The 24097-nt window shown below is 43.1% G+C and carries 25 protein-coding genes, 2 pseudogenes and 1 other annotated feature; of the genes and pseudogenes, 19 read left to right on the forward strand and 8 right to left on the reverse strand.

Annotation, left to right across the window (positions count from 1 at the left end):
• Positions 1 to 92 precede the first annotated feature (92 nt).
• Positions 93 to 488 (forward strand): PepSY domain-containing protein, encoded by a 396-nt coding sequence (locus AWM76_RS02485; protein WP_003143668.1) that lies wholly within the window; start codon positions 93 to 95, stop codon positions 486 to 488.
• Positions 489 to 645: 157 nt separating this feature from the next.
• Here the strand turns inward: AWM76_RS02485 and AWM76_RS02490 are convergent, their stop codons facing one another.
• Positions 646 to 1788 carry an RNA-guided endonuclease TnpB family protein gene (locus tag AWM76_RS02490; protein ID WP_060779325.1) on the reverse strand — a complete coding sequence of 381 codons (1143 nt, stop codon included), beginning with the start codon at positions 1786 to 1788 and terminating at the stop codon, positions 646 to 648.
• Positions 1789 to 1889: 101 nt separating this feature from the next.
• Here AWM76_RS02490 and tnpA point away from each other — a divergent pair, with 101 nt between their 5' ends.
• The 6 genes from tnpA (at position 1890) to AWM76_RS02520 (ending at position 6067) form a co-directional block, all read left to right on the forward strand.
• Complete coding sequence (gene tnpA / locus AWM76_RS02495; protein ID WP_060779326.1) at positions 1890 to 2312, forward strand: IS200/IS605 family transposase; 423 nt, start codon at positions 1890 to 1892, stop codon at positions 2310 to 2312.
• Between the two features lie 111 nt (positions 2313 to 2423).
• Positions 2424 to 2807 (forward strand): OsmC family protein, encoded by a 384-nt coding sequence (locus AWM76_RS02500; protein ID WP_039934545.1) that lies wholly within the window; start codon positions 2424 to 2426, stop codon positions 2805 to 2807.
• 24 nt (positions 2808 to 2831) lie between these two features.
• Complete coding sequence (locus AWM76_RS02505) at positions 2832 to 3641, forward strand: aldo/keto reductase (RefSeq protein WP_039934547.1); 810 nt, start codon at positions 2832 to 2834, stop codon at positions 3639 to 3641.
• A gap of 247 nt (positions 3642 to 3888) precedes the next feature.
• On the forward strand, positions 3889 to 4599 hold the full coding sequence (locus AWM76_RS02510; RefSeq protein WP_003140809.1) for an MBL fold metallo-hydrolase: 711 nt from the start codon (positions 3889 to 3891) through the stop codon (positions 4597 to 4599).
• A gap of 54 nt (positions 4600 to 4653) precedes the next feature.
• The gene (locus AWM76_RS02515; RefSeq protein WP_003140810.1) at positions 4654 to 5301 is read left to right on the forward strand and encodes a YczE/YyaS/YitT family protein; all 648 of its coding nucleotides are present in this window, start codon (positions 4654 to 4656) and stop codon (positions 5299 to 5301) included.
• Positions 5302 to 5359: 58 nt separating this feature from the next.
• Positions 5360 to 6067, forward strand: coding sequence for a DNA alkylation repair protein (locus AWM76_RS02520; protein ID WP_003140811.1), 708 nt, complete (start codon positions 5360 to 5362; stop codon positions 6065 to 6067).
• Between the two features lie 156 nt (positions 6068 to 6223).
• On the opposite strand, the gene AWM76_RS02525 is transcribed toward AWM76_RS02520, so the two are convergent.
• The gene (locus AWM76_RS02525) at positions 6224 to 7072 is read right to left on the reverse strand and encodes a helix-turn-helix domain-containing protein (RefSeq protein ID WP_039934551.1); all 849 of its coding nucleotides are present in this window, start codon (positions 7070 to 7072) and stop codon (positions 6224 to 6226) included.
• Between the two features lie 705 nt (positions 7073 to 7777).
• Here AWM76_RS02525 and AWM76_RS02535 point away from each other — a divergent pair.
• The 7 genes and pseudogenes from AWM76_RS02535 to AWM76_RS02560 all read left to right on the forward strand — a co-directional run bounded on the left by AWM76_RS02535 (position 7778) and on the right by AWM76_RS02560 (position 12546).
• Positions 7778 to 8404, forward strand: a complete 627-nt coding sequence (locus AWM76_RS02535; RefSeq protein WP_081453816.1) for a recombinase family protein — start codon at positions 7778 to 7780, stop codon at positions 8402 to 8404.
• A gap of 240 nt (positions 8405 to 8644) precedes the next feature.
• Entirely contained in the window at positions 8645 to 9193 is a 549-nt protein-coding gene (locus tag AWM76_RS02540) for a hypothetical protein (protein WP_039936062.1), read from the forward strand.
• 122 nt (positions 9194 to 9315) lie between these two features.
• Positions 9316 to 9864: a hypothetical protein gene (locus AWM76_RS02545; protein ID WP_060779327.1), complete on the forward strand. Its 549-nt coding sequence runs from the start codon at positions 9316 to 9318 to the stop codon at positions 9862 to 9864.
• A gap of 18 nt (positions 9865 to 9882) precedes the next feature.
• On the forward strand, positions 9883 to 11280 hold the full coding sequence (locus AWM76_RS02550) for a hypothetical protein (RefSeq protein WP_060779328.1): 1398 nt from the start codon (positions 9883 to 9885) through the stop codon (positions 11278 to 11280).
• Positions 11281 to 11614: 334 nt separating this feature from the next.
• Positions 11615 to 11860: pseudogene (locus AWM76_RS11195) on the forward strand (DUF3847 domain-containing protein); the annotation flags it as partial.
• Positions 11861 to 11901: 41 nt separating this feature from the next.
• Positions 11902 to 11979, forward strand: a pseudogene (locus tag AWM76_RS11200) (hypothetical protein); the annotation flags it as partial.
• Positions 11980 to 12036: 57 nt separating this feature from the next.
• Positions 12037 to 12546 carry a DUF4368 domain-containing protein gene (locus AWM76_RS02560; protein WP_050774104.1) on the forward strand — a complete coding sequence of 170 codons (510 nt, stop codon included), beginning with the start codon at positions 12037 to 12039 and terminating at the stop codon, positions 12544 to 12546.
• 106 nt (positions 12547 to 12652) lie between these two features.
• On the opposite strand, the gene AWM76_RS02565 is transcribed toward AWM76_RS02560, so the two are convergent.
• The 4 genes from AWM76_RS02565 to AWM76_RS02580 all read right to left on the reverse strand — a co-directional run bounded on the left by AWM76_RS02565 (position 12653) and on the right by AWM76_RS02580 (position 15152).
• Positions 12653 to 13306: an SDR family oxidoreductase gene (locus AWM76_RS02565; RefSeq protein WP_003141855.1), complete on the reverse strand. Its 654-nt coding sequence runs from the start codon at positions 13304 to 13306 to the stop codon at positions 12653 to 12655.
• 113 nt (positions 13307 to 13419) lie between these two features.
• Positions 13420 to 13968 carry a QueT transporter family protein gene (locus AWM76_RS02570; protein ID WP_003141854.1) on the reverse strand — a complete coding sequence of 183 codons (549 nt, stop codon included), beginning with the start codon at positions 13966 to 13968 and terminating at the stop codon, positions 13420 to 13422.
• Between the two features lie 139 nt (positions 13969 to 14107).
• Positions 14108 to 14887, reverse strand: a complete 780-nt coding sequence (locus AWM76_RS02575; RefSeq protein ID WP_003141853.1) for a 3-oxoacyl-ACP reductase — start codon at positions 14885 to 14887, stop codon at positions 14108 to 14110.
• Entirely contained in the window at positions 14868 to 15152 is a 285-nt protein-coding gene (locus AWM76_RS02580; RefSeq protein ID WP_003141852.1) for a DUF2829 domain-containing protein, read from the reverse strand. Before AWM76_RS02580 ends, AWM76_RS02575 begins: the two co-directional genes overlap by 20 nt.
• A gap of 186 nt (positions 15153 to 15338) precedes the next feature.
• Between AWM76_RS02580 and AWM76_RS02585 the strand changes: the two genes are divergently transcribed.
• Positions 15339 to 17291, forward strand: a complete 1953-nt coding sequence (locus tag AWM76_RS02585) for a heavy metal translocating P-type ATPase (RefSeq protein WP_003141851.1) — start codon at positions 15339 to 15341, stop codon at positions 17289 to 17291.
• Between the two features lie 152 nt (positions 17292 to 17443).
• Here the strand turns inward: AWM76_RS02585 and AWM76_RS02590 are convergent, their stop codons facing one another.
• Complete coding sequence (locus tag AWM76_RS02590; protein ID WP_003141849.1) at positions 17444 to 18487, reverse strand: ornithine cyclodeaminase family protein; 1044 nt, start codon at positions 18485 to 18487, stop codon at positions 17444 to 17446.
• A gap of 116 nt (positions 18488 to 18603) precedes the next feature.
• Here AWM76_RS02590 and AWM76_RS02595 point away from each other — a divergent pair, with 116 nt between their 5' ends.
• Positions 18604 to 18804, forward strand: a complete 201-nt coding sequence (locus AWM76_RS02595; RefSeq protein ID WP_003141846.1) for a pyridine nucleotide-disulfide oxidoreductase — start codon at positions 18604 to 18606, stop codon at positions 18802 to 18804.
• A 137-nt stretch (positions 18805 to 18941) separates the two neighbouring features.
• Here the strand turns inward: AWM76_RS02595 and AWM76_RS02600 are convergent, their stop codons facing one another.
• Positions 18942 to 20453: an FAD/NAD(P)-binding protein gene (locus tag AWM76_RS02600; protein ID WP_003141844.1), complete on the reverse strand. Its 1512-nt coding sequence runs from the start codon at positions 20451 to 20453 to the stop codon at positions 18942 to 18944.
• Positions 20454 to 21058: 605 nt separating this feature from the next.
• Positions 21059 to 21291 (forward strand) — a binding site (T-box leader).
• A gap of 89 nt (positions 21292 to 21380) precedes the next feature.
• Between AWM76_RS02600 and AWM76_RS02610 the strand changes: the two genes are divergently transcribed.
• The 3 genes from AWM76_RS02610 to AWM76_RS02620 are packed head-to-tail and all read left to right on the forward strand — an operon-like array spanning position 21381 to position 23957.
• A complete protein-coding gene (locus AWM76_RS02610) occupies positions 21381 to 22373 on the forward strand; it encodes an MsnO8 family LLM class oxidoreductase (protein WP_003141841.1) in 993 nt (330 codons plus the stop codon).
• A gap of 2 nt (positions 22374 to 22375) precedes the next feature.
• On the forward strand, positions 22376 to 22663 hold the full coding sequence (locus AWM76_RS02615) for a glutaredoxin family protein (protein ID WP_003141839.1): 288 nt from the start codon (positions 22376 to 22378) through the stop codon (positions 22661 to 22663).
• Between the two features lies 1 nt (position 22664).
• On the forward strand, positions 22665 to 23957 hold the full coding sequence (locus AWM76_RS02620; RefSeq protein WP_003141837.1) for an LLM class flavin-dependent oxidoreductase: 1293 nt from the start codon (positions 22665 to 22667) through the stop codon (positions 23955 to 23957).
• Positions 23958 to 24097: the final 140 nt, after the last annotated feature.

A 24097-nucleotide genomic window follows, 5' to 3' on the forward strand; every position in this document is an offset into this window, starting at 1 on the left:
GAAGCTGTTTTTCTATATGTTATAATGTATAAAAGATTGGCGATCACGCTAACTATAGTAGTCGACACTATGCTTAACGAAAGGGAGATTCCATGAAATTAAAAACAGGTGCGCTAACATTATTCGCTTCAGTATTCTTGCTTGCGGCATGCGGTAACAGTGGTCAAGAAGATACGTCAGGTGACGACGCGGATGACAATGCAGATGGTAGCAATGAGAGTGCAGGCTCAAGTGAAGCCAACCAAGCTGCTTCAGGAGAATTCATTTCTGAAGATGAAGCGTGGCAAATTGCTTTAGACGACGCTGGTCTAACTGAAGATGCCTTAACAGAACGTGAAATTGAATTAGATGATGTGGATGACGATGATGATGATTACGATGACGTTGCCCATTATGAAATTGAATTTACTATAGATGGTGACCGGGAATTTGCGTATGATATCGACGCAACAACAGGTAATATCTTAAATGTTGAAAAAGATAACTAATTAGCATACATCATTTAGAAAAGGTGGTACTTGAGTAGGCCACCTTTTTCGTTTGGGAAAGTTTATTTTGGATGAACTACAACGCCATTAAAATGGCGTGTTTCTAGGAACACTCATGACTTGTTCCACTTATTTCAAAGCAAAACAGCGGTCTAAGCTATTTAACTAAGGCCTGTTCCAGGCCAATATTTAATATATTTTTAGCTGCGTTGATATCTCTATCGTGATGCATATTACACTTCATACAAGTCCAATGACGTATATTTAACGCTTTTTTACCGCTATCATACCCGCAATTAGAACATTTCTGGGATGTCTTGTACGGATTAATAGCTACAAATGTCTTATCGTACATTTCGCACTTTGCCTCTAGGATTGTTCTAAACATCCGCCAGGATTGGCCAGCGATTGAACGGGCTAATTGATGATTTTTCATCATATTAGTCGTCTTTAAATCCTCTAGAACGATAACGTCATAACTTTTAACCATATCGGTTGTGATTTTATGCATGTAATCCTTGCGGATGTTTTTGATACGTTGATGAATACGGGCCACTTGGCGCTTGGCTTGCTGGTAGTTTTTCGCATCCGCTAAAGCTACACCGTTCTTTTTGGCTTGTAAACGTCTACGGGCCATTCGCTTTTCCCAATAATGTAATTGCTTCTTATAAGACAAATGTAGTCGCTGACTTTGATATTTTTGACCATCAGACGTAATAGCTAAATCACTTACACCTAAATCGACACCGACTACATTTCCTGTTTTGGGCATTGCTTGATTATCGCTTGTGACCAAAATGGAGATATAGTAGTCGCCACTAGGTGTATATTTAACGGTGACAGATTTTATGCGTTCATTCTCAATATGAAGCACACTTGACTTACATTTTATCCAACCTAATTTGGGTAATTTGATATACCGCTGATTATCATTAAAACGAATGTTGTTGCCACGTATGGTACTTAAATACGACTGTCTGGTGTTCTTCTTTGATTTGAATTTTGGGTATCTTGAATAACCTTTAAAAAAACGAACAAAAGTTTCGGATAAGCGTTTAACACTACATTGAACAGCTACGCTATCAACTTCACGCAACCAGGGATATTCCTTCTTCATTTGTGGAATAAGAGAGGATAACGCATTATAAGATAGCATTTGAAGGTCAGGATTGTTTTCGTACCGCGCATTCAACATGGCCAACATTTCGTTCCAGATGAATCGGGTATGACCAAAGGTCATATGAATTAACTGACGCTGTTTTTCGTTAGGATAGATTTTACACTCAATTCCTTGATACATGTTTTCACCCCCCTTGCATTTATAGATATATTATACCATACCTATGATACTTGTTTATAGCGATAACAATTGCTATAATGTAGTTAAAGAGGTGTTTACATATGATTGTGAAAACAAGGACAAATGTCTATGATTTTAATTTCCATTTGGTTTGGGTAACAAAGTATCGTAAAGAAATATTTACAACCATTGAAAAACAAAACGCCATGCAAGATATATTGACACATATTTGTGATGAACATGATATTGTCATCCAATCGCTGCAAGTAATGCCTGACCATATTCATATGTTGATTTCGTTCAACCCTAAACATGCCGCAAGTAGTATCGTCAAGACACTTAAAGGGAAATCTGCCCGTCTATGGTTCAAAGCATATCCAGAAACAAAAGCAATGTTATGGGGTGGCCATTTATGGACACCTAGTTATTTCATGGCAACAGTAGGCAGTATGTCTAAAGAAACGGTCAAAAAGTATATAGAAAATCAATTAACGGAATACAATGACGGTCGCCCTAGAACTTGATTCATCCATGTAATGAATTACACGGTTTTCTCAAGGGGCGACTTTAAATAAAAGTATTAAGAAGTTAGGGGACTGATGAACCAGTCCCTTAGCTGAGTGAGGAGTGAATAGATGACCTTACATTTAAATATGGCTGAGTTAGGTCCTGAGGCGGTCAACGTCAATGGGGATAATTGGCCTTTGAATAAGGAAACTGGTTTTTCACCTTTGAATACTTTTGTCTTGGCGGTTGCGGGCTGTTCAGCGGGTGTGTATCGGAATATTTTGAATAATTCAAAAATCGACCATACTTTCCATGACGTGGCCATAGATTTTGACCGTTCTGAGGAAAGTGCCAAACCAGTTACTGCAATCACGATTACGATGTATGTGCGTGTGGCTGAGGAAAATCAGGGGCGTGCTGAGCGGGCAACCAAGATGATACACAAGTATTGTCCGGTGGTCCAAAGTATTGACCCAAATATCCAAGTCAATGAGATCGTTGTTTTTCAATAAAGAGTATATAAGGAGCGTGTAATGATGGAATTTGTAACGTTAAATAATGGCGTGGAGATGCCAATTTTAGGTACTGGTACCAACACTTTTGGTAAGGTTGACGGGGACTATTTTGGTGAAGTGACTGATGATACGACTGAATTGCAATCAGCGATTGCGGCAGGGTACCGTGCCATTGATACGGCGGTTGCATACCGTAATGAGTCAACTGTTGGTAAAGCGATTAAAGAATCTGGTTTACCGCGTGAGGACTTCTTCATCACGTCTAAGATCCCTGGTGATTTAGACCATGCGGGTTCAGCTGAAAAAGTTGAAGCGACTTTAAATGCCTCACTAGAAGCATTACAAACGGACTATATTGACTTATACCTGATTCACCACCCTTGGGACAATGAAAACGAAATGTTACAAACTTGGTATGCTTTAGAAAATGCCTACAATGAAGGTAAAATCAAAGCTATTGGTGTATCTAACTTCGACCAAGACCAATTAGATATCATCATCGATAACGCGCGTATTCAACCAATGGTCAACCAAATTAAATCAAATGTTGAAGTTTGGAACGATGATATTATTGAATATTCTGCTGAAAATGATGTGGTTGTTACTGCTTGGGCGCCAATGAAGGGAACTGACGAAGCCTCTCGTGCTATCTTGGATGAGATTGGTGCACAATACGGCAAAACTTGGGGCCAAGTTTTATTACGCTACCAAATTGAACGTGGTGTGGTCGTGATTCCTAAGTCTCATAACGCAGACCACCAAGCAGACAACTTGAATGTATTCGACTTTAAATTGAGCGACGCAGACAAAGAGAAAATCGCTAGCTTATAATAGGTGGTGCGACAAAAGTCGTTATGACTCGACGCTTCTAACGTATTAGGGAGAGTTTGATTTTTGTGGCACAGTCGTCGCAACGCATTGACATACGGGTGTTTATGCGTAAGAAGAGTCCGATATTAGTAAAAAGGGTTATGACGTAAATGTTGTAGCCTTTTTTATATGGGTAAAATTTCTAGGGGTATTGGAAGATTGTAAATTTTGTTATAATGAATTGATTGAAAAGGAGACGAGCTAAAGGATGAGACAATTAAAGCAATTAACAGAACGTGTGTATTATATGCCGGCGGATGGGGATTTGGACCGCCCAGTTCTGGGTTATATCAAAGGAGACAAGTTTTCCTTGCGAATTGATGCTGGAAATTCTGCCAGCCATGTAGCGAATTTTGACCAGGAAGTTGAACGCTTAGGATTACCTAAAGAAGCCATGACTTTAATTACCCATTGGCATTGGGACCATACTTATGGGATTCATGCGGTGGATACGCCGGTCTTAGCGAATAAAAAAACCAATGCGCAATTAGGGGTGATGGCTGAGTGGAAGTGGACTGAGGAAGCGATGCAAGAACGCCTTGAAACAGGCGAAGAATGTGCTTTTTGTGACCAATATATACGTGTTGAGTATGACAATCCAGTTAGCCAAATTAAAGTAAAACAAGCTGATTTGGAATTTGAGGGTGAGCTGAATATTGATTTAGGTAACCTTGAAGTGATAGTTTTCCCAGTGGTGAATCCGCACTCTGAAGATGGGGTGGTTATCTATATTCCGTCTGAAAAAGTGGCCTTCATTGGTGATGCCATTACTGAAGACTTCTACAACAATTCTTATTTAGACCCTGAGAAAATGGCTGTCTTACGTCAAACTTTGAGTGAACTGGACGCTGATTTCTACTTGCATGGCCACATTGACCCAATTTCGTTTGAGGAATTAGACGCGTTTATGCAAGTTTAGTAGCGGCAAAAAGGATATTATTATAAAGGACGTTATTAAAAAGGAGATTATTATATGAAAGATTATTTGAATAAAGATTTACTGATCCGATCCATTGTGGCCTTTATTGGCTGTGTGGCAATTGCATTTGGCATCTCATTATCTGGGACGATCGATATGGGGATGGATCCATATAGTGCAATGAATATGGGGATTTCGGCCTTAACGGGCATTCGGTTTGGTACGGTAGTTGTTATTTTTAATGTATTTATATTTTTAGCCGTAGTCTTCGTTGACCGTAGTCAATTTGGCTTGGGTACAATTATCAACTGGTTGTTTGTTGGTTATATCGTGGAATTCTTTGATTTCCTTTTTAACCAAGCAGGTTTAGGTGATGGTGATATGAATTTATTGATCCGTGTTGTATTGACCGTTATTGCCGGAACGGTATTTCTATTTGGGGCAGCCTTATACATTTCGGCCGGAATTGGTACAGCACCCTTAGACGCTATTGCACCAACTGTTGAGGAGAAAAGTAAATTTTCTTATGCACAAGTCCGTTTTGCTCATGAAATTTTATGCTTACTGATAGCCTTATTATTAGGTGGTCCGGTTGGCTTAATGACTGTTTATTTAGGTTTCTTCGCGGGACCGATGATTTCAACTTTTAGAGCTAAACTGGCTGAACCCATTGTTCATAAATTAACTGGCAGTAAAATTTAGACGGCTAGAAAAGACGAGGACTAAATGATGTTAGCGACTTGAAAGAAAGGGTGAGGATATGGAATACGCTGAAGTGATGACGGAACTGGAAACTTTGGGGAAAGAACGGACCAAGAAAATGTACCTGTCAAATGGGGCGGTTGAGCCGTTATTTGGGGTAACGACTGGGTCTATGAAACCCATGCGGAAGGCGATTAAAATCAATCAAGACCTTGCTGAAGAATTGTATGCATCAGGAAACTATGATGCCATGTACTTTGCGGGTGTGATTGCGGATGCTAATGCCATGACGGAAGCGGATTATGACCGGTGGATCAACCAAGCTTACTGCTTTATGTTGGCTGATTGGGTGGTTGCTGTGACCTTATCTGAAGCGGATATCGCCCAAGAAGTGGCGGACAAGTGGATTGTCTCTGGCGAGGAATTGAGGATGTCAGCTGGCTGGTCGACTTATTGCTGGTTGTTAGGTCGGTTGAAAGACGACAATTTTGATAAAGATAAGTTGTCAGCTATGTTGGAACAAGTTAAAGAAACCATTCATGATCAACCTGAACGGACCAAGCATTCAATGAACAACTTTGTTTATACGGTTGGCTTATCCTATATTCCTTTATCCGAAAAAGCCCTATCATTAGCGGAAGAAATTGGTGAATTAGTGATTGAGCGGGAACACAAGAAACCACAAACTTTGAATGCTTATGCGTCGATTCAAAAGGAAATTGAAAGAGATCGGATAGGTTTTAAACGTAAATACGTCAGATGTTAATTTAGATAAGAAAAAAGGTGCCTGCGACTTTACGCGGTTGCCCATAAAACAGTCGATGAAAAATCACAATATTTATGGGCAACTGTCATGCGGGATTAGGTGAACAAAATATGCTGGACAGGGTTGAAAACAACCTTGCCCAGCATATTTTTTTGCTTATTTGCGTTTCTTCTTACCTTTTCCGTGAGATTGATAAGGGCTTGCCTTGCCTCGCTGGCTGATTGGGCTTTTCATGTGTTTGGACAGCTTGAGGACTTCAATCAGATTGACGAACTGCTCTTTGGAGATAGCATCATAGTCAATGCCAAAGGTTGTGAGGAAAGCCCGCGCTTTCTTTTCCTCTGCACTGCCCTCAAAATTCATAGCAGACTGTAACTGATTTTGCATCTGCGCCGCTACGGATGTTTCGTCTGCCGTAGTCATATCGGGCTTGTGATTTTCCCGAATGTCACAGAGAATGTCGGTCAAATCGCGGGAAACCACATGACCGAAGTATTCATTCTCCTGCACTTGTGCCAGCTCCAATGTCCGAAGGTACAAATCATCTTGCTTTCCCTCTTGCTTGGCAAGCAGCATTTGCCGCACTGCTTCCAGCATGGCGTTCATATCGTTGACCCGCATATCTGCGATCCTGTCAACATAAATCTCCGCGTCCAGCATCATGCACTGAAAATCTTTGTGGCAGAGGATTTCAGACAGCAGCCGGTGATTGTATTTACCGGCTTTTAATACATCAATCGCATCGTCACTCAAATGCAGAGCCGCAAGCTCTGTGTTTGGGTGATTTTTATTTTGCTCCACACCAAGCAGATAATCCGTGGACACCTTGTAAAAATCTGCAAGCTGGACGATGGCATAGGGGCTGATGTCCCGGACTTCATCACTCTCATATTTGCCGAGTGCGGATTTGGAAAGTTTGGTCTGCTCCGCAAGCTGTTCCAGCGTCAAGCCCTGCGCCACGCGCAAATCTTTCAATATTTCCGGGACTGTGAGTTTTGTGTTCATCGTCATGTCCCCTTTTCACCAGTCAATGTCTGTCTGCATATTCAGTATAGCACAGCTTGTCCATAAGCGTGGAAATATTCGCTCTTTGCCCCTCTTTTCCATCCTTTTGGATATACGGGATAGGGCGTGTTTTTTCGCTACAATGTATCTGTCAACAGACATTTGCAGCTTGAAAATTGCATGACCGTCCGAATGGGATATGCCGACTGGCGAAGCACCGCCATGACCCTGCAACTTGTGGACATTTTGTCCACAACTGCGGAGAGCGTGCCAAAGCCGGGGATACGTCGGGTGAGATGACCGGACAGGAACGGCATTCGGGGAGAACGGCGCTGAAAAAGCAAGGCTAAAATCAAGGGAAGTGAAATCCGCGAACAATCGCTTCCTTTCCTATCCCTATCTACATCAAAGAGCGTTGCACCGCAAAGCGAACACAGTTTGCGGATACGCTTGCATTTTCGCTCTTTTACGAAATGCCACGCAGAACAGCTAAACCGAACAAGCCCCTATATGAACAGAGCATCATGGGCGGTAATTTGAACGGAAACCGACTTTCACAAAAACCATACTCTGCGGCGAATGGGCATCGCCTGTCGGCGTACCCATTTTACCACAGAGCAAACAGAAAAAAGGAGGACATTTATCTACATGAAAAAGAACGAGAATTACAGGAACGAAATCAAATCCTACATTGTACGGGCGGGCATGACTATGAGCGAGGTGGTTGACTATCTTGCGGACGAATACGGCTGGAGCAGCCGCGACCAGAACGAGGATCGGCAGATTATCGCTCTGCACGAGGTGGGCGTGCCGGATTGCAATGTTTTTATGGACAAGCAGTCCGGCAAGGACTTCAACCGGCCTCAATACAAGAAGCTCCTCCGCAAAATAAAAAAAGACGACCTGCTCTATATCAAGAGCATCGACCGTCTGGGGCGAAACTATGAGGAAATATTGGAGCAATGGCGGGTCCTGACAAAAGGAAAAGGCATAGACATTGTGGTGCTGGATATGCCGTTGTTGGACACTCGCCGGGGCAAAGATCTAATGGGGACATTCCTCAGTGATATTGTGTTGCAAGTGCTGTCCTTCGTGGCGGAGAACGAGCGCACAAACATTCGGCAGCGTCAGGCCGAAGGCATTGCAGCAGCAAAAGCAAGAGGTGTACGGTTTGGGCGTCCGCCTAAACCATTGCCTGAAAATTTCCACAATTCCTATCAACGATGGAAAGCAAGAAAACTAACAGGAACCGCAGCAGCACGGTCTTGTGGTATGCCGCTGGCGACATTTCGCTATCGGGCAGAAATCTACGAAAATGCCATGTTGTTGTAACCGTGGTGTGATTGCAGAAATGTGTACTTTTCTGTAAATCGCTCTGGTAAATCACTCAGGCTAAAGGTACAATGATTATAGCAAAGCACGATAGATATTTCCATGCTATTTTCGCGAATTTTATCGTTTTTCAACGAACGATGCAGTACTGGATTTTTTAGTACAGAAAAGTACACATTTTGGTAACTGCAAATGAGAACGCTGCACAGAGATAAAATATGAAATTAAGGAGTGGTTACGATGAGCGGGTATGTAAAATCAAAGAAAGATATGAAATTTCAGAGTCAAGATGATTTGAACTACGTACAAAGCGTTATCGATGATGCTGATTTGGCGTTGCATGACAAATCAAGACGGATGGAAAATTCTCCAATTGGCGAAGCTGTAGCTGGTGCAGTCGGCGTTGGTGTTGGTGCAGGTGTTGGTTTTGCTGGGCTGTATCTTGGCGGCTCTGTTGTCGGGTTGAGCGCCGCAGGCATCACAAGCGGATTAGCAGCTGCAGGCGGATTAATTGGCGGAGGCATGGTTGCTGGAATTGCAGTATTAGCAGCCCCTGCTGTTGTTTTGGGTGGTGCTGGTTTAAGCATTGCTTCTCATGTTAAAAACAAGAAATTGCGAGAGGTAAAAGAATTGATATACAAAAATGCCGTTGCAAAGCAGACTGCAATTGTAGAAGCATTGAGTAAGGAAGCTAATGCAGACAAGGAAAGGATTGACTACTTATCTGGCTTAAATGTATTGCTGCAATCTGCTATTAAAGATTTGCAGCATGACTTAGGTATGGCTTGATTTTGAGGGGCTGAGTGTATGAGCAAATTTCAATATTCTGACGAAGAGATGAATTTGAATAAAGTCTTGAAAATGAATCAAGACAAATCAGATGCATTGCAAAACAACAAGGAGTGGTTACGATGAGCGGGTATGTAAAATCAAAGAAAGATATGAAATTTCAGAGTCAAGATGCTTTGAACTACGTACAAAGCGTTATCGATGATGCTGATTTGGCGTTGCATGACAAATCAAGACGGATGGAAAATTCTCCAATTGGCGAAGCTGTAGCTGGTGCAGTCGGCGTTGGTGTTGGTGCAGGTGTTGGTTTTGCTGGGCTGTATCTTGGCGGCTCTGTTGTCGGGTTGAGCGCCGCAGGCATCACAAGCGGATTAGCAGCTGCAGGCGGATTAATTGGCGGAGGCATGGTTGCTGGAATTGCAGTATTAGCAGCCCCTGCTGTTGTTTTGGGTGGTGCTGGTTTAAGCATTGCTTCTCATGTTAAAAACAAGAAATTGCGAGAGGTAAAAGAATTGATATACAAAAATGCCGTTGCAAAGCAGACTGCAATTGTAGAAGCATTGAGTAAGGAAGCTAATGCAGACAAGGAAAGGATTGACTACTTATCTGGCTTAAATGTATTGCTGCAATCTGCTATTAAAGATTTGCAGCATGACTTAGGTATGGCTTGATTTTGAGGGGCTGAGTGTATGAGCAAATTTCAATATTCTGACGAAGAGATGAATTTGAATAAAGTCTTGAAAATGAATCAAGACAAATCAGATGCATTGCAAAACAACATGGAAATTCTATCATCAAGAGAAGCAGCTGACTTCAATATTGCTGCCGCTCAAAACTTGTTACAATCACTCGGGAAAAAAACAGAAATAGATTCTTTGACTGAAGATATTAATTCAAAAAAAGGTGGGCGTAAATTAGAACACAGGCCAGCCTTAAATGACTGGGATGAAATTGTTCAGCAAGCCGAGAAATACCATCCGCAGCCCGTGATGCTTGAGGATATCATGACGGAGCAGGAAATCGCAGCTTCTTTTACTGAGTTATCTCAAATAAATGATTTATTTTCAAAAAAGACAAGTATAATCAATAAAACAGATTTGTCTTTTCTTGCGATTGCGACAGCTCTGCAAGTTACTAAAAGTTTGATTTTCCCCTATATTGCTGAGAAATTCCATTACGGTGAAAGCTTTGATAAAGCCGATAGATTAGCCCATGATGATAAATCTATTGAGGAAGCACACAAACAAGCAAACGATAAGTTTAGAGATAAAAACCTCAGAAATCATGAGACTGGGCACTGGATTAATCTACTCTACCAGACGCCCCCCTATGATATAACCAAAGGGTCAAAAGCTTTGGACATTAATATGGGCGGTGCGTACCACCGGCTATATACGCTTGGTCATGACCCCATCTTAGGTTGGATTTTTGGTACGATGAATATTTTAACAGATGTCATTACTCTAAACAATTTCCAATCATACCGAGTTGTCCGCAATCCTATGCGGATAACAAAAGAAATTGTGCCGATGCACTCAATGTTTACTGAAAGTTATGAGTATATCAAAGAGGATTTTCTTAATCTTCCTGCGGCGATATTTGCTCAGGCACAGCACTTGAAATCTGATGAATACACTAAAGTGGGTCTGCCCGTTCCACTCCTGTCAAGTATTAACGAAAACTTTGCAAGTGCATTATACAAGAGTAATTATGACGCACTTTGCTTTGCAAGAGATTTGAAAATTGTCGGTGCGTCTTTCGCTGTTTCCAAAGTGTTTGACATTATTATTACGCTTGTTCATGGCCTGTTTCGGAGAGACGATGAACCCAAAGACCTTTTTGAAGTTCGGACAAGAAAAATTTTACTTGTTTCCAATTCAATAGCGTCAACGAGTACAATAATTAATGCTGGAATAACATCAAATCCCAAAAATCTTGACATTGGTAGCTTGCTTAATACCGTAGTTCATTTGTTTACCGATATGCGCTTCATAGCACGAATTAAGGAGGAGTTCATCGAAGAGCAAATATCTGATATGCTACAAAAGGAAATTGAAAAAATAGATTCGATATACGGAAATATTTAGTTTTAGTACTGTTTGCACTAATCTAAAATTCCTGTGCGAAGCTAAGGGCGCACTTCTATACATGGCCTTGCGGCCTGTATCGTGCGTCCTGCGGAGCAACAGCCCAGACTGATGAAGTCTGGGCTGTTTTGCGTCGCTGCGTTCCGAACAAGGGGCTGCACCCCTTGCGACACTTGCGTGTCTATCCTTGCCCACCCGCCGGAATGATACACTCGCTTTGCGTCTGTATCTTTCCGGTGGGTCTGACAACTGAATACCGAATTATCCCCATATTCTAACCGTTTTGCCTTTCCGGGCAAGGCGGTCTTTTCATTTTTACTTGAAGGAGGATTTTATGAGCAAAACCATCAAGCAGTTACAACGGGAATACGCCGCCAATGAGGTGAAAATCCAGCAGGAGAAGCACAAGCTCCAACGGCTGAATAACCGCGTCCAGTATTATGAAAAAGGCGACAGACAAAAGCGGGCACACCGGCTTATTACACGCGGCGCAGCCATTGAGAGCGTAGCCCCGGAGGTGAAGGAGCTTTTGGAAACGGAGTTCTATACGCTGGCAGGATATATCTTTTCTTTGCCGGAGGTCAAAACGGCTGTCAGCACGGCCATGACTGTAAGGCAAAGATGCACTACTGCACCACCAGCTACTTTGAGAAGCGACAAGACCATTTCATCTGCTCCAACTATCGCAGCAATACAGGGACTTGCTCAGCACACTTTATCCGGGCGGTTGTACTGGAAGAAATGGTGTGGATGCATATGAGCGCGGTGATTTCCTATGTGGCGCACCATGAGAGCTACTTCCGAAACTGGATGGAAAACAGGCTGAAACTGCGAAGCGCGGAGATGCTGAAACTCTTGAAAAAGCAGCTATCCCAAGCGGAGAAGCGTATCACGGAGCTTGACCGTCTGTATATCAAGATTTACGAGGATAACGCCAGCGGGCGACTTTCTGATGATCGGTTTTCCATGATGAGCAAGACCAACGAGGACGAGCAGGCAAGCCTAAAAGCGGAAGCGGCGCGTTTGCGGGAAGAAATTGAAGTACAGGAACGACAGACAGAAAACATTGAGCAGTTTATCCAGACGGCGAAAAAATACGCGGATTTGGACGGGATTACCCCCTACGCTCTGCGGGAACTGGTATCCGCAATCTATGTGGAATCCCCGGACAAGAGCAGCGGACACAGGGTACAGCGTGTCCATATCCGCTATGACCTTGTGGGCTTTATCCCGCTGGATGAACTGACAAAACAGGAAACGGCATGACCCATAAGGCCATGCCGTCCCTGAAAACCATATTACTGTTTTATGCGCCCCCGCCTTTGTTCGCGGGCACCTTTTTCTTATTTACTGATTATTTACTTATGCATACTTATAGATTTTGAACGGCTGTTGTGACATCTGTATCGCCATCTACCACTTCAAATTCTTTACCAATAGTATTGTCATTTTCAAGAACTGCTAGTAAGGTTTGGGCTACATTTTGACGGGCCACGTCAATGATTTCAGCCTGGGGTTCAGTTGTGATTTTGCCAGAACCTGGTTGATCACGTAGGATACCTGGGTGAACGATGGTCCAATCTAAGTTGGTGCGTGATTTCAACCATTCGTCTGCGTAAGTCTTCGCAGTGGTATAAACGCGTAGGACACCTTTCTCAATTTCCTCGCGACCAGTTCTAAATGTAGATACAATCACGAAACGCTTGATACCAACTGCCTCAGCTGCCTGCATAGATTTAATAGCGCCATCAAGGTCAACCATCATAACAATGTCGTCACCTGATCCACCAGCACCGGCAGAGAAAATCACTGAATCAATATTATTGTCGGTCAGAATTTTTTCAATGTCTGCTTGTGTGTGTTTAGTTAAGTCTAAGTAAACTGATTCAATCCCGCGTTCTTCAAAGAAGGGGGCTTGGTCTAAGTTACGAATAGCTGCAACTTCTTCTACTGTTTCTGAATCTTTTACAAAATCTGCGAAGTGACGAGATACGCCACCATTGGCACCAATAACGAGTACTCTCATGTTTGAAACGCTCCTTTTCAAATGACTCTTTCATTTCTCTATCAAATTTCTATATTCATCTGTCTACTACATAGTATAAAGGTCAAAAAAAGGCAATTCAAAGAATCCGCTTATTAGCGGTCGAAATCGATCCGTTTGCTTAATGGATACATAATGAACATACCAAGGGTCATGGCCGCAAATTCAGACAGGGCAAGTGATAAGTAAATCGGTAAGAAGGCGGCGTCGGCACCGACTAATACGATTGTTGTAGTGGTTGTGAACATGGATAGGGCGAAAACCACTGTCAAAGTAATATAGCGAATCCATTGGTCGGACAATAAGCCAAATTGCGCCTGCATAGCCATTTTAACAAGATAATCACCTAACCAGCGACCAATGTATAGAAAGATAAAGGTTGAAACAGCGCCGACGATCATGTCGATTGGGCCGTAAGTCAGGAAGTTGGCGATGAAAACACCGATAGAAACTCCCCAGATATAGCGTTTATTGTGAAGGGCTAAGAAGTTTAGAGATTCAGAAATCCGGAATTGAACGGGTCCGTAAGAAATTGGTGCGATGACTAGGGTGATGACCACGTATAAGGCTGCCACGACGGCAATCTTGGTTATATCTAGAGTGGTAAAACGTGAAGGGGTGATTGTATCATTTGCGTTATTCATTGAAGTCTCCTTTATAGGCTGGGCCTAGTGTGCAATTGCGACCAAAGGACACTGATACCAGTGAGTAGTACTCTACCGAAGTGTCGCAATTTTAGTGTAATTTGTAATGTTGGATTTGTGATTTTACATATGTAGAAAGTTACCGGATCAGCCAACCGCCATCGACAGGTATGGTATTGCCCTGCATGTAGGCTGCCTGGTCGCTAGCTAAAAATAAGGTCAGGGCTGCTACTTCATCAGGACTTGCCCACCGTTTAGCCGGTGTTTGGGCCATCACTTGGTCGGCCATGGGACTGTCACCCACAAAATCAGCTTGGTTCATTGGCGTCATGATGGCACCAGGGGCAATTGCGTTAGCGACTAACCCTTGCCCCGCATAGTCGTAGGCCATCTGTTTAGTAAAGCCTACTATAGCATGCTTAGCTGTTGTATAAGCAATCCCGCCACCACCAGCCGTTAAGCCCGCGATCGAAGCCATATTGATTAATCGAGAAGTAGGATTGGCTAATAGCATGGGTAAAGCTGTATAGGTCATATTATAAGCAACTTGTAAATTACTAGAAATAATCGTTTGCCAGGTTGTTGGGTCCGTTTGATCTAAAGGTTTGTAATCGTCAAGGACGCCGGCTGTATTACATAGTACATCAATGGCGTTCCAAGAAGTTTTTAATTCTTGAAAAAGGATAGTTACTGCCATTAAATCGCTACAATCCGCTTTGCGAAAGCTAAAGTTTTCCGGGTAGCTAGTAGTCCATTTATTAACCAACTCTGCATCTTCCTTAAGATCGACAGCCAAAACGCGATGGCCTTTTTCTAGAAAGTGTTGTACCTGACTGCTACCAATACCAGACATGCCGCCTGTAACGATAACCTTTAATTGGGCGGGGAGTTTAGGATAGTCAGTGTAGGATGTGTCCAAGTATCTGCTTCCTTTCTATTGTGTAAGTTATGTGTGCGTTACTAGTCAGAAGCGATAGACCATCTTCAGCAAGGATATCGCATACAGTTGGTTGGAACATTGAGAAGCCCTCGCCAGCAACTGAAATTAGGAAATAAGGCGTAATTGTTTGACCTTCAAATTCTTTCGGGTCAACTAGTTTTACGTATTCCTCTGCGCCACCCCAACCATCGCGGATAATGTCTGCACCTTGGCGTAATTTAGGTAAAATTTCTTCAAATGTCATTTCTTTTCACCTCCTCAAAAATGCGTCAACAACTATTATAGTAAATTTCAATTCTCCTATAGTATATATTTTCTATGTAATATGATTTATTTTTCATATAGGTGTGGTATAATGATAGCGAGGTATATGAATGAGTATTCATATAAACTTGTATATAGTAGGTGAAATGATAAAAAAGGAGCGGACATGATGACTGAAAATAGAGATTGTCATACGGAAGAAAAAAATCATGTTCACCATGGTCATAACCATGGTGAACATGATACCAAACTAGCTGCGAGACTATATATACTAGGATTGATTGCCTTTGTACTTGGATTAATCATCGGTAACTGGCAAAGTTCTATAGGTAATATCCTTATGGTATTATCCCTTATCCTTTCTGGCTACCACGTGTTAGGTGAGGGCTTTGGTGATACTATTCGAGACACCATGTCCGCTGGTAAATTCAAACCCAATATCCACTTATTGATGGGGCTGGCGGCAGTTGGCGCTTTATTAATTGGCTCTTTCTATGAAGCAGCCCTATTAATTTTAATTTTCGCGGGTGCCCACTTCCTAGAAGATTATGCGGAAGGGCGGTCGCGACGTGAAATTACCAACCTGATGAATTTGAACCCAACTGAAGCCTTACTATTACAGACTGATGGTTCAACCCAAAAGGTGGCGGTTGACCAACTGCAAATCGGTGACCAAGTCCAAGTCTTAAATGGGGGTCAAATCCCTACTGATGGCCGAATTGTCAAAGGGGCTACTGTCATCAACGAAGCCTCTATCAATGGCGAATCAATGCCTAAAGAAAAAACAGTAGGTGACGAGGTATTTGGGGCGACCATTAACGGGGACCACGCTATTGTGGTAGAAGTCACGAAGAATCCGGATGAAACCGTCTTTGCAAAAATCCTGCAAATGGTGGAAGCGTCCCAAGCCAATTTGACACCAGCTGCCACTAAAATCAAGAAAATTGAGCCAATCTATGTCACAACCGTCCTGGCCATTTTCCCATTCATAGTCCTTCTAGGTCCTTGGATTTTCGGCTGGGAATGGGCAGAGGCTTGGTACCGTGGACTGATATTCTTAATTTCCGCCTCACCATGTGCCTTGGCCGCTTCAGCAGTGCCCGCAACCCTATCGGCTATTTCAAACTTGGCCCGCCACGGCGTCCTATTCAAAGGTGGCGCTTACCTAGCCAATCTGATTGATTTAAAAGCCATTGCCTTTGATAAAACCGGCACCTTGACCAAGGGTGAACCCGAAGTGACCGACTACTTTTTTGTTGACGGAATCCAAGACGATGCAATCTTGCCAGTAGTTGTCGCGATGGAAAGTCAATCCAACCATCCCTTGGCCCGTGCCATTTTACAAGAATTTAAAGCCCACACAAAACCCTTAACCGACCCGATTGAAGTGACGAATGACCTTGGAAAAGGGCTGAGCGGGGCCTACGCTAGCCACACTTATCAAATCGGTAAACCGTCAATATTCACTATCGTTCCAGACAAAATCAAGAGGCACACAGACGAATTGTCGGCGGACGGGAAAACGGTGGTTTATATCGCAAAAGACGATGCAGTTATCGGCTACATAGCTATGATGGATACGCCAAACCAAGCGGCTAAAGCAGCCATCGACTACCTCCACCAAGCGGATGTTCATACTGTCATGATCACGGGGGACAACCAAGTGACTGGGCAGGCAGTCGCTAATCAAGTGGGGATTGACCAAGTTGTGGCCAATGTTTTACCTGAAGAGAAGGCCCAAATTGTTAAAGACTTACAAGCTGAATACGGACAAGTTGGGATGACAGGGGACGGGGTCAATGACGCGCCAGCTCTAGTGCAAGCAGATATTGGTTTCGCTATGGGTGACGGAACGGATGTGGCAATTGACGTTGCTGATGTTGTTGTGATGGCTAATGACCTGGACAAATTGACTTATGCCCACCAAGTATCCAAAGATTTAAGCCGAATTACTTGGCAGAATATGGCCTTTTCAATGTTTGTGGTGCTCGTTTTAGTCATCTTGAATTTCATGGGCATTGCTGATATTGCTCTTGGCGTCCTTTTCCATGAAGGCTCAACAATTTTAGTTATCTTGAATGGCTTACGCTTGTTGCGTGGGAAAAGGAATAACATTTAAAGCTATGTCAGAAAAAAGTTTTAAATTGCAATACAAGACACATGAACAAGGGCGAGTACCCAACGTTAGATGTGAATTGGAATAAATATGATACACAAAAAGGGGTGTGATGATTGGTCACGCCCCTTTTTGCTTGCTAGCTTAGCTAGTGGTTATTGTTTTTCCAAGTCTGGTTCCATGTAATTGATGGTATTGTCTCCGCCTAGGAGGTCGAAGTCGAATTGTTGACCAAGACCTTGTATCATGGCTTTGTGGTAGACGTAGCCTGCGACTGCGACGTCGAGTGCACCAATACCGATTGGAATAACGATGGTGGTCGTGTTTTCATTATGCTTCGGTGCCACTTGGCCTGTAGCTAACTGACCGAAATCTGCGGTAATATCTTTTTCGGATAGGCGACCTTCATCTGTTAGCTTCTTCAAAGCGCCACGGTGAAGGGCTTGAGCTCTGTGGTCTACATAAATATGATCGACGTTAATGATGATATCGTCTGTGATTTCGCCACGTGACCCCATTGGCATGATGATGGTACCCGGTTTGATCATGTCACCTGTGATAAAGGGTGCGGTAGCTCCTGTGACCGTAATCAGCACGTCATTATCTGTGGCGTCCTCAGGTTTATCTGCAATGATAACTTCACCATCGATAAGGTGGGCGATGTCCTCTTTAAAAGCTTCTGCTGTTGAACGGCGGTGGTTCCATACGACTAGACGGTTGATTTTATACCGTTTAGTGATGGCAATAACTTGGGTTCTGGCCTGGGTACCAGCCCCAAACATACCCAGTGAAATGGATTCGCCTAGGTTAAAGTATGATAGGGCGACAGCGGTTTGCGCACCTGTTCTAAGGTTTGTAATATAAGCCCCGTCCATAACGGATAAGAACCGTCCCACATGTGGGTCTAACAAGAGGATCATCCCTGTCATGTAGGGGAATCCGGCTGCTCGACGACCACCATAAAAGCCACCAATCCACTTCATTCCAGCCATGTTTAACCAGTCGATATAGGCTGGCATGGCATTCATAAAGCCGTCGTAGAAGGGGTAATTACCCGTTTCACCTAAGTCTAAATTCACCTTGCTTGGGTTGATAACCTTGCCTTGACCCATTTCATGATAGGTTCTTTCGACAATGTTGACGGTCTCTGCCATATCGACCAACCCTCGGATGTCTTTAACATTCAGTAATAATGTCATCTAATCACTCCCTTATTTCATCGTTTAAGCCCATCTATGTGCATCGGGCGTTTTTTGTATGCATATGAGATAATGATAGCGATTTATTCGCGAAAAGTAAAATTTAATTGCCAGTGATGAATATTTCAAAAGTAAAAGTAATCTGCCGAACTACTAGAGTATTTAAACCAGTTATCGATGAGAAAACCAACGAAATTTTATGGCTTCGTTTATTCGGTGAAGATGCTCATAATATCATCACTGTAGCCATGAAAGCACACTTACCATACACATTCTTACGTGACCAAATCTATACCCATCCTACTTTAGCTGAATGACTTGTTCGCAATGGTTGACTAATAAGTATGTTTAGTAAAACCGACTAATCTGAATAAAATATGAGACACAATAAAGGGACTTGCGCCGCTCACTTAGCTTGAGGGTGCAAGTCCTTTTTGCATGGAAAAATAGTCAATTACTGGTGCTTGTTGACTTGTTGGTAGAAGTCAGTGACGGCAATTTGGGTTTGTTTCTTGGCCAAGGCAACGGACGTGTTCGGCCCTTGGGTTGAAGCAATCCAGCTACCTAGGAAGTAGACATTGTCTAGGATTTGGTAGTTAGGGTTTAATGGCGTCGCGCTTGGGTAAGCCGCTAAAATATTGTCCTGGTTGTCAGGCAGGATTAAATTACGGCGGATCAAATTACCCAGTAACGGGTCAGTGTCTTTTGCCTGACTTAAACGACTATTGAAGCCAGTGGCGTTGATTAAGACATCTTCCTTGTGGCGGATTCCGTTAGCGTATAGGTGGAACTGGCCCTTTTCCAAGGGTTGGATATCAGACAAGCCAGAAACCAATTTTAATTTGCCTTGGGCTACTAAGTCTAAGATCATGCTGATGGAAGCGGCTGGGGCTTGTGAATACAGCATACGAAAGAAGGGACCCAAATCCTTGTAGAAATAGTCCTGTCCGTCTGCGTCTAGGGCGCCCATCATCCGGTGTAGGACTGGGTAGAAGGCTCGGAAAAAGCCTTGGAAACGGCGGTAGTCAGGATCATCTTGGCGGATGGCCTTTGTGACAGTAGCGACTGAACCTGTATTGAAGTTGGCCCAAACCCGGCTGTAGTCAATACCGTTGGCCTTTAGGTCGGCCTTGACTTGGTTGATGACGACTTGAATCGGGATAGCCCCCTTGTTGGCTGCTCTTTGTGTTTTAATCCATTCATCGTCGATGGACTGGATATAGTCTTCGTTAGCGTCAGGTTGGATCACTGATCGGAAGGGTTCGTGGCGAAAGTAGACCGTCACTTCATGGTCGGCAAATAAATCGTACTTGTTGCAGTAATTGATCAAGTCGATAGTCGTTAAACCAGAGCCCACAATCCCAATTCGATGCTTGTCTTTAGTCGCCTGCAATTTCTCCTGCAATGGGTAAGGGTCTTGAATGTAATTGGCCTGGCCGTCCAATTGATATGGGTCTTGGTAGGGCGGGTGGCCAATGGCAAAAAAGACCGCGTCGTAAATCTGAGACCAGCCATTTTCCGAGCTAAAGACTTGATAAGCTAAGCCGTCTTCAAGCGGTCGCTGATATAAGGGTGTCCCGTCTGCATCTACGACTTGAAAGTCGGTGACACTGGCTTGGATATGACGGACGTAATCTTTGGCTAAATAGGGTTTGAGATATGCTTCCACGTATTCACCATAAATGGTGCGCGGGGCAAAGACATTGTCGATATCAATTGCCGGATAGTTGGCCTTGGTCCAATTGATAAAATCCTCGTTGTCGTCGTCATCAAGGGACAATGACCGCGGGAAGGAGTTGATGACCGTGGCATCGTCATCCTCTGCATATGGGGCACCTGCACCTAAACGTGGGCGTGTTTCATAGACATCTACTTGGTCGGTAGCTGCATTTAAATCAAACTGTTTACTTAATTGGATTAGGGTGCTGGCACCCGCAATCCCAAAACCTATTATGGCAATTCGCATCTGAGATCCTCATTTCTAGAAATTGGTTGATTAGTTTATGTATCTATTTAAATAATTGCATAATCATTATAGAGAATTGTAACTGAGTAGATGGTTCTAGTGGGGGAATTTGCTCAAGCATTTATCAATCAATGGATATCGATAAAAGTGATAACAGCAAAAGGCAATATTTGTATGCAGAAAATCAAAATCGGTCAAACGATATCTGTAGGGTTAGGACCCGGTTTCAATTGATTTGATTAGAAAGGCTGATTTAATCACATTGTTATAATTTTCGGTTTGATGAGAAATGGCGTTTTGTACAATGATTGTATTTAAATTTCATATTTTTTGTCAGCGCCTGTCCCACTTCCATATCAATGATGATAGTGGTTAGCGATTATAGAAAAATTAAATTGATGTGAAAAGCTTGATGATCAAAGGCTTTTCCTAGATTTTTTGATGTGTCGTCATTTTGTCCAAAAAGGGATCTGGAAATTTTAGGGCTAGGCGGTAAGGTTGATGCTAGTGAATGGAATTTGTTAGATTGAGTGCAAGCAAATTTATTGCAAGTCCAGATAGCAATAAAAGCAAATATAAGTAAATACAAGTAAATATTCAAATAAACTAGTGCGTGGATGAGTAGAGTAATTATGGGGGTAAGGCACAGAAAGTCTGTAGTTGATGAGAGCAGATGCTTACCAGTAATGAAAATGACCTTTGAGCATCTAGCCAGTGAAAGCTGGTTAGACGGATGGAACCGTTAAATTTTCTAGTATAGATTTACTGGATGAGAAATTGCTCGCGAGGGCAGTTTGAACAAGGGTGGCACCGCGAACGTTGACTCTTCGCCCCTTCTTAATAGACAAGACTGTTTATTAGGGAGGGGCTTTTATTTTTCAAAAAAAGGACATACGGTGGTAGTTGGAAAGAATTGGGGGTAAGTGAATGGCTTTAAGTTTAAGTTTATTAGATCAAAACATTATTTATGAAGGTGAAACCGCTCAGTCGACGCTGAAGAAGACGGTTGCGTTTGCCCAGAAGGCAGAAGCGTTGGGCTATGACAGCTTTGTGGTGGCGGAACACCATTTCACTAAAGAGATTGCTAGTACGGCACCAGAAATTTTGGTGGGTTACATCTTAGCCAAGACGGACAAGATTCGCGTAGGATCTGGTGGAGTCATGTTGCAACATTACGTCCCATATAAAGTGGCGGAGTCGTTCAGTCTCCTCCACCAACTAGCGCCAGGTCGGGTGATTTTAGGGCTGGGTAAGGCCCAAGGTGGTAAGGATGAGGCGGTTGAGGTCCTACAAAGAGACTTTATCAAACCGGTCCAATCTTTCGATGATAAATTTATCGAAGTCACCCGTTTTATCCGCAATAATTTCCCGGCCGACCATCCCTATGCGGCTGAAAACTATGACTTGCAACCGGCAATTAGTTCAGACTTTACCATCGAGTTGCTTGGGGGTAGTCAAGAAAGTGCCAAATTAGCGACCACTCAAGATACCGGCCTAGTTTATCCCTACTTTGCCAATGCGGACCTTGAAGCGCTTGACAAAACGAGAGCCGCTTATCAGGGATCAGGGGACTTTAAAATTGCCGTCATCGTTTATATCACAGACGATCCGGACGAAGGGAAAGCCTATCTTGCTGAACAAGCTGCCTATACAGTGGTTTTAAATTCTGGCAAAAGGGTCAACTTCAACAAACAAGCGGCCGCTGAAGAATATGCTGACTTGCACCAAGCTGAGGACGCAAAAATCCTTGAAAAACAAGTCGGCGCCTTTGTTGGTACAGCCAGTCAGGTAAAAGCGCAACTAGACGATTTTTCAAAGAGATTTAACACCAACCACTTTGTGATTCATACGATCGGCATTCCTTACGCTAAGAAATTCGAGATTATTGAAGCCTTAGCAGGGGAAATTACAGGAGGATAAGAATGTCAGACAAACAACAAGCAGTAAATATCGTTTTATGGGCCAAGCAAGGCTGTCATTATTGCCAGGAAATCAAAGATTACTTAAAAGAGGAAAACCTTTCATATGAATTGATTGACGTGACAGAAAACGACCAATTTAGAGACATTTTGAATGCCAAATACGGGGTCTCTTATGTGCCGGTAGTTGAAATTGGTCAAAAAAACAGTAAGCAATACCAAGGCATTATTGATTTAGGGTTGGAACATGTGGTGAATGGGCTAAAAGCAGCCGGAGTAGGAGTGAAGTAATATGACTAAACAAGTACATTTTGGGGCAATTTTACATGGTATCGGTGGCACAACAGATGGTTGGCGTCATCCGCAAGTAGATGAAACAGCCAGCACCAACTTAAACTTTTATAAGACGCGGGCTCAATTAGCAGAGAAAGGACTATTTGATTTCGTCTTTATCGCAGATGGTTTATATATTTCTGAGAAGTCAATTCCTCATTTCTTAAATCGTTTTGAACCGATTACCTTATTGTCTAGTTTAGCGGCTGTGACTGAAAATATTGGTTTAGTGGGGACTTTCTCAACAACCTATACAGATCCTTTCACTATTTCACGTCAATTGCTATCGCTAGACCACTTGTCTAATGGCCGTGCTGGGTGGAACTTGGTGACGACACCACAAGCAGGGGTGGCTGAGAACTTCAACAACCGGACGCTACCGCCTCACGGTGAACGCTATAAAATCGCCCAAGAACATTTAGATGTTGTGCGTGGTTTATGGCGGTCTTGGGAACCGGATGCCTTCCCTAGAAACAAGGAAACAGGCCAATACTTTGATCCTGAAAAACTGCACCGTTTAAACTATGAAGGAGAGTATTTCCAAGTGGCTGGTCCCCTAAACATTGGCCGTTCACCTCAAGGGGAACCACTCGTTTTCCAAGCAGGATCATCAGATTCTGGGCGGGCCTTTGCGGCAGGGAACGCGGAAGCGATTTTCACCCATGCCAATTCTTTAGAAGAAGTAAAAGCCTTCTATGATGACATTAAAGCACGGGCTAAAGCAGCTGGCCGTAATCCTGAAGAGGTCAAGGTGTACCCTGGCATCAACCCACTTGTAGGAGATACTTTGGAAGATGCTGAGGCAGCTTATACTGAATTTGCCAGCTTGATTCCAATTGAGAATGCAGTGAAATACCTAGCCCGCTACTTCGATGACTACGACTTCTCAGGTTATGACCTAGATGCACCGTTCCCAGATTTAGGAGATATCGGAAAAGACGCCTTCCGTTCGACAACAGACTACATTAAGAAACGTGCTAAGGAAGAAAACCAGACCTTACGTCAAGTAGCCTTGGAACAAGCGGTGACTCGTCCAAACTTTATTGGGACAGCTGAAGACATCGCTGACGAAATCCAACGTTGGGTTGAAGCGGATGCTGTTGATGGCTTTATCATTGCTGGTGACATTCCGGGTGCCTTTGAACGGTTCGTCAATGAAGTCGTGCCAATCCTTCAAGACCGTGGAATTTATCGGACAGAGTACCCAGGTACGACCCTACGTGAACAAATTGGGGTGCCTATTGTCCCTTAATGCAGAAGGACAATGATTCTATAAGCTGTAAGGATTTGAAAAATTGCAGTGATGTAATTAATTGCAGTTATTTAATTCAGTCATTGCTTGAAAAAAATTGCATAATCAAACAGGCGAAACGATGGCTAGCTGATACAGGG

Source organism: Aerococcus viridans, assembly GCF_001543285.1.
Lineage (GTDB): Bacteria > Bacillota > Bacilli > Lactobacillales > Aerococcaceae > Aerococcus > Aerococcus viridans.